Raw genomic sequence first — 13,536 nt, 5'->3', positions numbered from 1 at the left:
GTAATAGAAGTCACACCCAATCAGGCGCATTTTGAAAACAAACTGGACGTAACCATCGTTCGATGGCGGTTGACCCTACAGACGTAAATTGGCCATTTGTTGTTGCTGGATAAGGACCACCATGAACCATCGACTGGCACACCTCAACACCGGTAGGAAAGCCATTAAAGATGATACGCCCCGCAATTAGCTCCGCTTGCGCTACCAACGGTTGGTGTACCTCAGGATCATCCGCAGCGTCAAGCCAAAATGTCACGGTTAGCTGACCTTCTAATGTTTGAAGAATCGCCAATATTTCTGCCTCATTTTTGGCAACAACAACAAGCGTTGATGCCCCAAATACTTCCGGTTGCCAATCATTGGGCGATGCTAGAAATTGTTCTCCAGAAATACGATACAACGCAGGTTCACATTGATTCTCGCTGTCTTCGATTAGTGTATCCGCGCTAGATTTTGTATTCATGCTCGATTTCAATACCGTTGCACCCAAAAATTCCAAGCGTTCCACTCCGGCATAGTAAGCCTGACATATGCCCTTATTCAGCATGGTTTGTGCAGGCTGAGCATGTGTATTCACCGTTAACTTCTGAATAAATGGCTCGGTCTCACTCCCTTCACACACTAAAACCAATCCAGGGTTAGTGCAAAATTGCCCAGCACCAAGGCAAACAGAATCGGATAACCCTTTTGCCAACGATTCCGAATGGTTAGCCAGTGACTTGGATGAAAGAAAAACAGGGTTCACACTGCTCATTTCCGCAAAAACCGGAATAGGTACGTTGCGGCTTTGTGCCAATTTGTTCAATGCCAACCCACCTTGTTTAGACCCCGTAAAGCCAACGCCTTTAACGGCTGGGTTGGTCACCAATTGGCTACCAACGGTATTCCCGCTTCCGTAAACCATACTGAAAACGCCTGCAGGCATATCGGTTTTCTTTACCGCTTCCGTTATTGCTGAAGCCGCAAAATAAGAAAGATAAGGGTGCGATGAATGCGCCTTTACAATAACAGGGCATCCCGCAGCGAATGCTGATGCGGTATCGCCACCAGCGACAGAAAAAGCTAAGGGGAAATTACTGGCGCCAAATACGGCAACCGCCCCTATAGCGCGCTTAACTAAACGTAATTCTGGTCTGGGGAACGGTGCTCTGTCTGGAAGCGGCTCATCGTGCAACATCTCGAATGCACACCCATTGACGAGAAGATCAGTGAACAGGTTGAGTTGTCCAATAGTGCGCTGTAATTCCCCTTTTAGGCGGGCTTCTGGTAACCCCGTTTCAAGTGTTCCAAATTGAACGATATCGGGCTCTCGATTTTGTAGCCCTTCGCCAATGGCTCGCAAAAAATCACCACGCTTGGTGTGTGCCGTTCTTGAAAACTCTGCGCTTGCGTTACCGGCCTCAGTACACGCTCTTTCCGTTTGCGAGAGGCTAGCAGAATGAAACGCTTGCGGTAGAAGTTGGTTGCTTTTGGGATTCGTGGCATAGATGGGGTTTTCTTCTCCGCTTTCCCATGTACCACCAATCACGATTTGCCCTAGATTTGCCATAATGATTCATCCTTTTATCCAAACACTGGGTTAATTTGACTGGCGAGTATTTAAATACTGGTACAACGCACGCACACCAAATGTCCACGGTGGCAATTTCTCACAGTGATCAACCGTGTTTTGAAGCCGCCCTAAATGGTGAGAATGTATGCTCACCACATCACCCACTTTATGGGTAAAGCCACTTCCCTGTTCGTCACGGTCTTGAATGGGGGCAAACATCGTCCCCAAAAAAAGGGCAACGCCATCGGGATATTGGTGATGAACTCCGATCAATTGACTCACCAGTTGCTCAGGTGAACGGCTGATCTTACCCATATCGGACGATTCACCTAGAGAAAACCCATCTTTACCTTCAATGGTGAGGTGCACAACTTCACGCTCAATGTCTGCCAGCGTGAAGTTCGTATCAAACACTCGAATAAGAGGTCCTATCGAGCAAGATGCGTTGTTGTCCTTGGCTTTACCGAGCAAAAGCGCGCTCCGTCCTTCGTAATCCCTCAGATTGACGTCGTTACCGAGAGTCGCACCTAATATGCTTCCCTTCGAGTTTACGGCAAGTACGATCTCTGGCTCTGGGTTATTCCAATACGAGGTCGACAAAACACCAATTGGTGAGCCGAATCCAACACTCGACATGGGCTGTGCCTTGGTAAATATTTCCGCATCGGGACCAATACCCACTTCCAAATACTGGCTCCATAGCCCTTTTTGTTGCAGCAACTTTTTTAATTGCATAGCTTGTTCGCTGCCAGGGTTCACTTTTCCTAAATCGATGCCTATCGCTTCAATCAACTCTTGTCGTAATACCGATGCTTTTTGCGGGTCACCATCGGCATTTTCTTCGATCACTCTTTCTAACATACTGACTGCAAAGGTCACGCCAGCGGCTTTGATGGCTTGTAAATCAAATGGGGCAAGCAAATGGTATTGGCTGTTTTTTGATTCCGCCACGTTTTGCCACGATGCGAATGCCTCACCATCCCACGCTTTCAAAATAGACAAAATGTTTTCGGTGTCGAGTAAATTACTTACGGTCGACGAATACTCGGTAAGATCGTATACCTGCCCTTCCCTTACCAGCACAACCAAAGGGCCACCAGCATCGGCAGACCAAATCCTTCCGACCCATAATGCTTTTTCATCGTTGGGGATGATTGTCATATCGTCTTTCCTTTATAAATGGAGTTGGTTCAGTAGGTCTTCGGAGCAAGAAAACTCATATTCATGTGAACCGCCAACATGAGGTTTAAAACTCAACACCGCCCCTTCTATTGGGTTTTGCTTTAATTGCTCAGCCGTCAAAGAGAACTGTGCGGAGGTGATGTACAAAGTATCGCCATTTTCACCACCGAAGGTGCAACTGGTTGGGTTGGTTACTGGTAAAGGTACAACCGAATCGAGTGAACCATCAGGGGCAATGCGCACAATTTCGGAGCCACCAAACCGGCAATTCCATACATAACCTTCGCTGTCGATACAAGATCCATCCGGCGCGCCATTTGGGTAATTTTGAAAGAAAACGCGAGGGTTACTCACCGCACCGGCCTCCAATTCATAATCGTACGCCCAAATCACATTGTTCATTGAATCACCAAAGTAGAAGGTTTCTCTATCAGGCGACCAAGCCATGGTATTGGTTAACCCTATGTTGTATTCGGTCCAGCGTTTGGAGAAGCCGTCGCCAACCACGCTAAACAGCGCACCGGACTCCCTATCCATCTCTTTTCCGCTGCCATCGGGATGAAGATTCGTTTGCATGGACGACACCCAAAAACGCCCCAAGGGGTCGCATTTTCCTTCGTTGAGACGATTCCCTTGCATTTGATCGGGCTGAGAAACGGGGAGAACTTTTCCGTTGCGCCTATCGACCAAGCTGACACCTTGGGCAAACGCCACAATAAGGTGCGAGTTGGATTGTTCAACTAGCGCACATGCTGTCGGGAAATCCTCTGTCTGTATACGAGTACAATTGCCATTTTGTTCAAGAGTAACCAATACCTTGTCGATGATATCGACGAAGATCAAACTGCTTTCATGTGGATTCCAAAGTGGGCTTTCCCCTACAGAAAACCGCGCATCCGAAACAACCTCTATGCGACCAACCCTCTTGTCGAGGACGCTGTTTTTGTCAGGGTCAAGGTGTGAGTTTGAAGTGTCCATTTCATTCTCCTTATGCTCGGTAACCTAACGTTGTTTAGCCATTCGGATCTGCCCACTGGGTATTGGGTGTATAGGCAAACCAATCGGGACGCGATGGATCTCTGTCGTAGAGGTAACCACCCAGCTTTTTGTAAAGCTCTGCGTAGTGTTTCAGCTTATCTTCATCCAGCTCAACGCCTAATCCAGGAGCCGTCGGGACTTGTATTTTCCCATCTCGATAAACCATCTTCCCACCTTTGATCACATCGTCTGTAAGGTGGTGATAGTGTGCGTCCGCTGCATAGGTCAGCGTGGGCAAAACTGCCCCTAAGTGCAGCATAGTGGCTAATTGAATACCCAACTCTCCGGAAGAGTGCACCGACACACTGGTTTGAAACGTTTCACATACATTGGCTGCTTTAACGCAATTGCGGATCCCTCCCCAAAATGTCGTATCCAGCAGAATCACATCCACTGCTGGGTCTCGAACATTGGTTGCGAGTTGCTCAAAATTAATCACGACGGTGTTGGTGGCATTCGGGATTTTCACGCGATCTCTCACCGTCCTCATCCCGTTCAAACCCCATGTGGGGTCTTCGTAGTAATCGTTATTGAGATCTTCGATATTGCGACCAAACCAAATAGCCTCTTCAACCGAAAACGCGGCATTAGGGTCGTATCGAACTTGGTCTTCTGGTAAGGAAAGCGCCAGCGCCCGAAATAAGGCTAATTCATATTTCGGTGGGAATACGCCGCTCTTAAGCTTGTGAACTCGAAATCCGTGCTGCTCTTTAAGCTGGCGAGCGTGTTCTACAAGCTGCTCTTGAGTACGCACTTCCCCATAGCCATCATCGTTATTGAATCGGAAGAATAAGTAACTCGCAAATTCCACTTCGTCTCTGACTTTGCCGCCCAGCAAATCGTACACCGGCACGCCTAAAAACTTGCCACAAATATCCAAACAGGCAAATTCAATGGCGGCATGGTATTGCGTTCGGTTGTTGTATAAGCTTGCCGTTGGGTTGCATATTTTCATACGTAACGCTTCGAGTTCAAAAGGGTTATGCCCAACTAAATATTGCTTCAAGGCAACAATCATGGCTTCCGCAGACTCGCCGCCACCGCCCATTTCCCCCAGCCCAACAATGCCAACATCGGTTTCGACTTGAACCACAGTTCGGACAAACCTCCCCCAATGCGCACCATTGGAATGGCGTAAAGGCGCTTCCAGCGGAACGGTAATTGTCGTCGCTTTAATATCAGTAATTTTTGGATATTTCATGCTGCCCCTCTTAGCTTATAAGCCTAGTCATGTGCTCTACCGAGGTATCTTCGATGGGAAGATCTGCAGTTTTCTCTCCCCGAGCCATGGCGACAATACGGTCAGACACCTGAGACACATGGTGCAAGTTGTGGCTGATAAAAATGCAGGTTACCCCCTGATTTTTAAGCATTTCTATGTATTCCAGAACCTTATCAGTTTCTTTAACAGACAAATGGTTGGTCGGCTCATCTAAGATGAGAATCCGAGACCGGAAATAGATGGCTCTGGCGATGGCAACGCCTTGGCGTTGGCCACCAGACAACTCTTTTATCGGGCGATGAGGGTGTTCCAAATCCAAACCGACATCTTTAATCGCTTGTATGGCTTCTGCCGCCATTTTGGATTCGTTCAGCCACCCAAACCCTCTAGGACCTTTTCGGCGCATTTCTCGCCCAATAAACATATTCCGAACGATGGACATTTCCGGCACCATTGCGGTGTATTGGTAAATGGTTTCAATACCCAAACTCATTGCGTGTCTAGGGTTTCGAATCGTGACCGGTTCTTCGTCGATAAAGATGTCACCACTGCTTTGGGTATGAACGCCAGACAAAATTTTAATCAGCGTCGATTTACCTGCTCCGTTATCACCAATTAACCCGATAACTTCGCCACGCTCAATCGACAAATTGACATTTTGCAGAGCTTCAACACCAGAGTAAGACTTTGATATATTGCGACATTCCAGTAAGGGAGATTCCATAACTTCCGCCTCCTATACTTTCATTTTGTCCGCCATTCGGCGGGTATATGTGTTTAACGCAACAGAGAAAACGATCATCGCGCCAACAGCAAACTTGAACCAGTTGGCATCAATGCGATTAATGATGATGATATTTTCTATGAACGCGATCAGAAGTGCCCCAATGATCGCCCCCATGACAGTGCCTACACCACCAGTCAAGGCTGCACCACCGATAACGGCAGCGGCAATCGCATGAAGTTCAAAACCCGTTCCCATGGTGGGAATAATGGCTTTAATCCGAAAACATTGGATGATGCCTGCAAAGCCCGCGAGCACAGAGCACAGCACAAAGGCCGTGGATTTGACCAACGCGGTATTGATGCCCATGTCGTGGGCAGCTTGAGTATTTCCCCCTGTCGCGTAGATCCAACTGCCGAAGTCGGTTCTGCGTAGCCACATAGACAACACAATCGCGAAAGCCACCAAATAGAAAATAGACGCGCGCAGCAGATCCACACGCCCTACTAACCATGATGTATCCATGTCCCGTGGGAATGGTGGCGGGAACCCGCCCGACATTACTATCGTCAAACTGCGGATCATGAACAGCATGCCCAGTGTAGTAATGAAAGAAGGCAACCCAATTTTTAACGTGATAAAAGAGTTACATAGCCCAACAGCCGCCGCCCCTATGAGAGCAACCACAATAGCGAGTCCAACAGGGATACCCGCTGCAAGTAACAACACCATGATCATGGGTGAAAACGAGAAAACAGATCCCACCGACAAATCGAATTCACCTGATACCATCAAAATGGTGACGCCAATCGCTATCAAAGTAATCTCAGGAATGGGCTGCAAAATGATCATGAAATTGTTGAGCGTCAGAAAATAAGGATTCGACGCAGAGAACAACGCCAGCATAATCAGTAACATAATGAAGGCACTGACTTCCGGTCTTGAGAGCAAATCTTTCAGTTGTCTTCGCAGATTCATTCTGGATTCCTTTTGAATAGGGGCAGAATTGCCCCTTAATTCTTGTTCCATGCCTAGCGAACTCCCTGATCAATATACTTTTCAAGCGCAGGGACATCTTTCTTGGTGATCAGAGCTTTACCTGTATTCACATCCCATGCACTTAAGCCAAATTTATTGATCAAATGAAGTTGCAGAATAGGCAGGTACCCCTGCAAGTAAGGTTGTTGATCAACGGTGAGATGCACGTACCCTTTTTTCATTTCGTCAATCAAAATTGGCACTAAATCAAAACCGCCCATCCATACTTCATTTGGCTTTTTACCCAAGTCGCGCAAGCATTCTCCAGCACCTGCAAACCAAAAGCCTGCTCCTATAACGGCGTTAGTTTCCGGGTGTCCTTGGATGTATTGGCAAATTCGCGAACCCGTAATGGATAAATCGTTACCCGAATCGATTACATCAAACGTGATTTTCCAATCAGGGTTTGCTGCGTTCAATTCGTTTAGGTATTTCTTAGCACCACCGATTCTGTCTTCTGCCCAGCTTTCACCGGGTCTGGCGAGCCCTAACACCACGTGAGCGGGTTTACTTCTATCAAATTTCGCAGCCAACCCTTTCGCCACTTCGTAGCCGGCTTGAAACAAATCTTGCCCAACAAACGCTAACCGAGCATTGCCAAGCTCACCCTGTGTATCATCGACATTCGAAACGATAACGGGGATACCTTTATCGACAGCTCGTTGCAGCGCTTCGTCGTACAAGTTGTCATCTACCACCACGGTGACAATTCCATCCACACCTTGGTTGGTAACGGTTTCAATATTTTGGAGATGCATCTGAAGGTTGCCGTTTTCTTGTGTGAACAGCAGTTGGCAATCGGCTTTTAGTAAGGCACAAGCGTCGTCCATTCCACGCTTGATCGTCTGCCAAAATGTGTTGTCGATGCCCGTTTGTGTCAGGTAAGTAAAACGCAGCTGCTTTTCCTTTTCCGCTGCGATACTGGGTGAAGAAAGCCCAAATAATGTGGTACTGAGAATGGCAGTCAGTAATACGATTTTTTTGCAATTAAACTGTTTCCAATTCAGCTTTTCGCAGTCAAACATTTTGTATTTAAACATGGTTCTATTCCTTGTCCTTTTGAACAGAATTGCGTTTTAAAGACACGCCTAACCCGTGGCAGCTCTCGGTGAGAGCACCCTAAACTGGTGACAACGACCTCTATAGTGAAAGTGCGCGGTCAGGCGTCTATTCGAAACGCGGTTAAATTCGTTTTAAACTCTGCAGAACTTCAAAACATGCAGACAGTGGGTGATAGTCCGTTTTGCTTGGTGGGCTTTTTAAGTTGTCGTATTTTTGATTGCTGTGGTCGAGCAACCGAAACCAGCCACCGTAGGTGTGATCGATAAAATGTCGGTCAGCAACGCCCCATAAGGTCTCATACCATTGCCAATATTTTTTATCACCCGTTTCAACAGCGAGCGCCGCAGCGGCAGCAATGGTTTCTGCCACAACCCAGTAGTATCGATCGGTATCTACGATTTCTTTGTCGGGAGAAAAGGTGTAATTCATGCCTTCTGATTCATCGTCCCAACTGACTTGTGTGGCGACATCGAACAGATGCGCTGCAGTTGGCACCATCCAACCTTCTTTGTGGTAACGAGACAATATCAAAAGAAGCTTAGACCATTCTGTAAAATGCCCTGGCAAGTACCCCCATGGTCTGAACAGGTGCTTGGGATCGTCCAGATTGTACTCCCAATCGTGGTTCCAATGTTCATCGTAGTGTTCCCAAATCAGCCCATCGGACTGGCTGGCTAAATCCACGCAAATTCGTTTTGCTAGGGTAACGGCTCGATCGAGAAACCGCTGTTCTTTAGTGGCTTCATAGGCGCAAATCATGGCTTCGCACATGTGCATGTTGGCGTTTTGACCACGGTAAGGCGATACGCTGTTCCAGCTACCTTCTAAGATTTCATCCACATAAAGCTGTGCCTCTTGATCCCAAAACCGTACTTCGAGCACGTCCCAAATATCATTCAATAATGTTCGACCGCTTGGCGCCTTAGCTTTGATGGAAGCCGCTGCCGCGAGCAATACAAAAGCATGACCATAACAATGACGAGTTCCATCTTCGACATCCAAACCGTTCAATACCCAAGCGTAACCGCCATCTCGCTGTTTATGATGCTCCAGTAAAAATCGAACGCCATGTTCTGCGGCTTTTTGATATTGCGCATCGCCATTATTGAGATAAGCAAGGGAGTAGTTGAATGCAAACCGACAAGTACCAACAAGATGCTTGGTATCCATATCGAATATGGAGCCGTCATCCCTAAACTGGTTGATGTATCCGCCTCGTTTATTGTCTATACAATCAGGGTGATAAAAATCCACGATGCTTTGTATGTGCGATTTCAGAAATGACTTGGATCGGTAGTTAGTTTCCATAAACTTGGCTTCCTTATTCCGGCAATATCTCTATTCAGGTAACACAATTGGCACTTGGCTCATGATTCCGCCGTCCACTCTTATGTCAGCTCCTGTCATGAATGAGCATTTCCCTTGTGCAATAAACAACGCCAGCTCCGCCAATTCGCTAGGTTCAGCGACTCTGCCCAATGGGTGAGCTTTGCCCCAAGACTCAAGAACTTGCTCTTTCGATAGTTCGCCTTTCCATAAGTCTGCAGCCCAGTGCAACATAGGTGTATTGACCGATGCAGGGCATAAGGCATTCACGGTGATTTGGTCGGCAGCGCAATCCAATGCCATAGAACGTGTTAGTTGCAAAATCGCCCCTTTAGACGCGGCATAAGCCGCCACACCCGTTTGCGAAGCATAAGACTGAACAGAAGCAATATTGATGATTGCCCCTTTGCCTTGTTTACGGATTTCAGGAATCGCGTATTTGCAGGTGTGAAAAACGCCATTAAGGTTAACGCTGAGTACTTCATTCCACACATCAATGCTGGTTTCCACCACATCGCCATAGCGTTGTATCCCAGCGGAATTGATCACCACATCTAATCGACCAAAAGCATGCGCTACTTTTTCTACGCCTACCTTAACCTCTTCTGCTTTACTGACATCTAACGTGATGCCCAATACGTTTTCACGGTTACCGTGATCCGATAGTGTAGACGCGCAAGATTCCGCGTCGTTACAGAAAAAAGCCACGTTGTAGCCTGCCTCAACGAAGCGATCGACCATGGCGCGCCCTATTCCTTTGGAGCCACCCGTCACTAGCACAACTTTGTTGTTATCTATCATTACTCTCTCCTTTCCTTGGTGATGCAGTAATGGCTATTGAGAAAAGTATTCTGGGAACTGCTTTTGAATCACATCTAAATCCGGAAACACATGCGCAATATGACCCAGCATGGCGTCCTTTGCGGCGGGTGCATTACCGACTAAAACAGCATGAACAATTTGCCGATGTTCATCGATCAACTCCGTCAAGATGGAACTGCGACTCATTAAAATCAGCTTGCGAATGCGATCCATATGGAACTTAGAATCCAGAATTATCGGCCACACCAACGGTTTGCCAGCACATTCGCATATCAATTGATGCATGCGTTCATCCGAGTTGTAAAACATCTCTGAATTATTGTTTCTTGCGGCAATTTCTTGTTCGTTCAGGCACGTTTGCAGGTTAAGCTGGTCCAATTCGGTTATCTTTGCTTTTGCTGCCAGTTGCGCCAAGTCGCCTTCCAATGTTCTTCTTACGTAATACGCTGTTTCAAACAGTGCCACCCGAATCGGGGCCACCATAAGCTGACGCCTAGACGCATTATCTATCAGCCTTTCCGTTGTTAGCCTTGCTACCGCTTCACGAACCGGAGTCCGGCTCATTTCCAGCTTATCCGCCAACATTTGCTCTGATAACGGCTGATGCGGTAGAAGCTCCATTTCAAGAATCATGTCTCGTATCACCCGATACGCTTGCTCAGAGGCAGTCAAATAGTCATAGCGGTGATGTCGCATCAGATTCTCTCTTCTGGATACAATGTATACACTGCATACAGTTGATCGTTTTTTGACCACCTTATATTAGGTTGATTCCATTGTTTGATTTGCTTCACAAGAATGGGAGTTTGGATATGAACTTAGGGGCAATAACCAATAAGCATTGATACGCCCATTGGTTTCACATTTAAAATTAAAACTTATATAGAAAATAAAAACCTCTAGTATAAACTAGAGGTTTTTAATTTATATCAGTAAGTTACCTAAGAATCCCGAGTAGGATCGGCCACTCACCAAGGTTCTGCTACTTACCTAGGTGCAACCAGGTTTCCAGCACGGTATCTGGGTTTAGTGAAACAGAATCAATCCCCTGCTCCATTAACCACTCTGCCAGGTCATCGTGATCCGATGGTCCTTGACCACAAATACCGACGTATTTACCAGCTTTGTTGGCCGCTTGAATCGCCATCGACAGCATAGCTTTTACCGCTTCGTTACGTTCATCAAACAGATGAGCAATCTCTCCGGAATCCCGATCCAAACCAAGTGTTAGCTGAGTCATATCGTTTGAACCAATCGAGAAGCCATCAAAATACTTCAAGAAGCTCTCTGCCAATACTGCATTGGATGGCAGTTCACACATCATGATGACTTTTAGACCTTGGTCGCCACGGCGTAAATCGTGCTTCGCCAACAAATCAATCACCGATGCCGCTTCGCTTACCGTGCGAACGAATGGAATCATGATTTCCACGTTCTTCAAGCCCATCTTGCCGCGGACGCGCTTCATGGCTTCACATTCCAATGCAAAACAATCTTCAAACTGTTCTGAGATGTAGCGAGACGCACCACGGAAACCGAGCATTGGGTTTTCTTCGGTTGGTTCGTAGCGAACACCACCAACAAGATTACGATACTCGTTCGATTTGAAATCCGACATACGAACAATGACGCGTTTTGGCCAAAATGCCGCCGCCAGTGTCGAAATGCCTTCCGTGAGTTTTTCAATGTAAAACTCGACCGGATCGGCGTAACCAGCAATGCGTCGGTCGATTTCAGCTTTCACTTCTGTCGGCTGATCGTCGTAGTTCAACAACGCTTTCGGGTGAATACCAATCATCTTGTTTATGATGAATTCCAAGCGCGCCAAGCCTACGCCTTCATTTGGAATAGTCGCAAAGTCAAACGCACGATCTGGGTTACCCACGTTCATCATGACTTTAAGCGGCAGCTCCGGTAAATCGTCTACCGATGAACGGCGGATTTCGAAATCCAGCTCACCTTCATACACATAGCCTGTTTCACCTTGCGAACAAGATACCGTCACTTGCGTTCCATTATTCAAACGCTCAGTCGCGTTACCACAACCCACAACGGCAGGAATACCCAACTCACGCGCAATAATGGCTGCGTGGCACGTACGTCCACCACGATTCGTGACAATCGCCGCCGCTTTTTTCATGACGGGTTCCCAATCTGGGTCTGTCATGTCTGCGACCAGTACATCGCCTGCTTGCACTTGGTCCATCTCATCAAGAGAATCCACCACACGCACCACACCAGAACCAATTCGCTGACCAATTGCACGTCCTTCAATCAACGCATCGGATTGTTGGTTTAAGTGGAATCGCTCCATGACATTTTTGTCATCACGTGAACGCACAGTTTCTGGGCGCGCTTGAACAATCAAGAGTTCACCCGTTACGCCGTCTTTCGCCCACTCGATATCCATCGGGCGACCGTAGTGTTTTTCGATGATCAGAGCTTGTTGCGCCAACGCTTGAATTTCATCATCCGTGAGTGAGAAAGAGCTTCTCTCTTCCGAAGACGTATCCATGATATCGACCTGAGTGCCCAGTTCGGAACCCTCAGCGTAGACCATTTTAATCAACTTCGAACCCAGTGTGCGCCTAACAACCGAGTGGTTACCCGCCTTCAAACTTGGCTTGTGCACGTAGAACTCATCTGGGTTAACACTGCCCTGAACGACCATTTCACCCAAACCCCAAGATGAGGTGATGAAAACAACCTGATCGAAACCCGATTCAGTGTCCAAGGTAAACATTACGCCGGATGACGCTTTGTCGGAACGTACCATGCGCTGAATACCCGCAGAAAGCGCCACACCTTTGTGATCGAAACCTTGGTGAACGCGGTACGAGATAGCACGGTCATTAAATAAAGAGGCAAAAACGTGTTTAGTTGCTTCAATAACAGCATCGATACCACGTACGTTTAGAAACGTTTCTTGCTGACCTGCAAAAGAAGCGTCTGGCAAGTCTTCCGCCGTAGCAGAAGAACGAACAGCAACCGACAACATGTCGTCGCCTTCGCCAAGTTCTGCATAACATTGGCGAATATCCGCTTCCAGTTCAGAGGTAAATGGATGCTCCAGCACCCAGTTTCGAATGGTTTCTCCTGTTGATTTTAACGCTTGGACGTCATCAACATCGAGTTTTTCCAGCAGGGCATAAATACGTTCATTCAATCCGTCTGATTCGAGGAATTGGTTAAACGCAAAAGAGGTAGTGGCATAACCGTTAGGGACTTTCACGCCAGCGTTAGCAAGGTTTGCAACCATTTCACCGAGTGAAGCGTTTTTACCACCAACTTTATCAACGTCGTTCATTGATAAAGCGTCATACCAAACAACATTTTGTTGCATGGATAATCTCCTTGTTATTGGATCTGTAGGGTTTTAGTGGGGTCTGAATCAACGCAAACGATTGGCTTAGGGTTTAAAAAATTTTTCCGGCAGCGTCACATTTACGGGTATCGATCCCCTGTAATGTAAATATATACCCTTAATCTTGTCGGCACCGATTTGTGCCGCATGCATTTAAGCCAAGTAAGCTAGAAATGCGCTCAGGTATATCTATATTTTTATTATGA

The 13,536-nt window shown here is 47.0% G+C and carries 11 protein-coding genes; all 11 read right to left on the bottom strand.

Annotated elements, in window-relative coordinates; genetic code table 11:
• Nucleotides 1-10 precede the first annotated feature (10 nt).
• A complete protein-coding gene (locus Q8W40_RS16105) occupies nucleotides 11-1,549 on the bottom strand; it encodes an aldehyde dehydrogenase (NADP(+)) (RefSeq protein WP_305398652.1) in 1,539 nt (512 codons plus the stop codon).
• A gap of 30 nt (nucleotides 1,550-1,579) precedes the next feature.
• Entirely contained in the window at nucleotides 1,580-2,713 is a 1,134-nt protein-coding gene (locus Q8W40_RS16100; RefSeq protein ID WP_305398650.1) for a fumarylacetoacetate hydrolase family protein, read from the bottom strand.
• Between the two features lie 12 nt (nucleotides 2,714-2,725).
• Nucleotides 2,726-3,712, bottom strand: coding sequence for an SMP-30/gluconolactonase/LRE family protein (locus Q8W40_RS16095; protein WP_305398648.1), 987 nt, complete (start codon nucleotides 3,710-3,712; stop codon nucleotides 2,726-2,728).
• A gap of 34 nt (nucleotides 3,713-3,746) precedes the next feature.
• Nucleotides 3,747-4,973, bottom strand: coding sequence for an enolase C-terminal domain-like protein (locus Q8W40_RS16090; protein ID WP_305398645.1), 1,227 nt, complete (start codon nucleotides 4,971-4,973; stop codon nucleotides 3,747-3,749).
• Nucleotides 4,974-4,983: 10 nt separating this feature from the next.
• Nucleotides 4,984-5,718, bottom strand: coding sequence for an ATP-binding cassette domain-containing protein (locus tag Q8W40_RS16085; RefSeq protein ID WP_305398643.1), 735 nt, complete (start codon nucleotides 5,716-5,718; stop codon nucleotides 4,984-4,986).
• A 12-nt stretch (nucleotides 5,719-5,730) separates the two neighbouring features.
• Nucleotides 5,731-6,696: an ABC transporter permease gene (locus Q8W40_RS16080; protein WP_305398641.1), complete on the bottom strand. Its 966-nt coding sequence runs from the start codon at nucleotides 6,694-6,696 to the stop codon at nucleotides 5,731-5,733.
• 53 nt (nucleotides 6,697-6,749) lie between these two features.
• Nucleotides 6,750-7,796 (bottom strand): sugar ABC transporter substrate-binding protein, encoded by a 1,047-nt coding sequence (locus tag Q8W40_RS16075; RefSeq protein WP_305398639.1) that lies wholly within the window; start codon nucleotides 7,794-7,796, stop codon nucleotides 6,750-6,752.
• Between the two features lie 142 nt (nucleotides 7,797-7,938).
• Nucleotides 7,939-9,126, bottom strand: a complete 1,188-nt coding sequence (locus Q8W40_RS16070) for an AGE family epimerase/isomerase (RefSeq protein WP_305398637.1) — start codon at nucleotides 9,124-9,126, stop codon at nucleotides 7,939-7,941.
• Between the two features lie 30 nt (nucleotides 9,127-9,156).
• Entirely contained in the window at nucleotides 9,157-9,945 is a 789-nt protein-coding gene (locus Q8W40_RS16065) for an SDR family NAD(P)-dependent oxidoreductase (protein WP_305398635.1), read from the bottom strand.
• A 33-nt stretch (nucleotides 9,946-9,978) separates the two neighbouring features.
• Complete coding sequence (locus Q8W40_RS16060) at nucleotides 9,979-10,662, bottom strand: GntR family transcriptional regulator (protein ID WP_126609952.1); 684 nt, start codon at nucleotides 10,660-10,662, stop codon at nucleotides 9,979-9,981.
• A 286-nt stretch (nucleotides 10,663-10,948) separates the two neighbouring features.
• Nucleotides 10,949-13,309: a phosphoenolpyruvate synthase gene (ppsA, locus tag Q8W40_RS16055; protein WP_305398633.1), complete on the bottom strand. Its 2,361-nt coding sequence runs from the start codon at nucleotides 13,307-13,309 to the stop codon at nucleotides 10,949-10,951.
• Between the last annotated feature and the right edge of the window lie 227 nt (nucleotides 13,310-13,536).

It is taken from the genome of Vibrio penaeicida, from assembly GCF_030689305.1.
Lineage (GTDB): Bacteria > Pseudomonadota > Gammaproteobacteria > Enterobacterales > Vibrionaceae > Vibrio > Vibrio penaeicida_B.
Note: the sequence above shows the minus strand (reverse complement) of the source record. Positions and strands in the feature narration are given on the sequence as shown.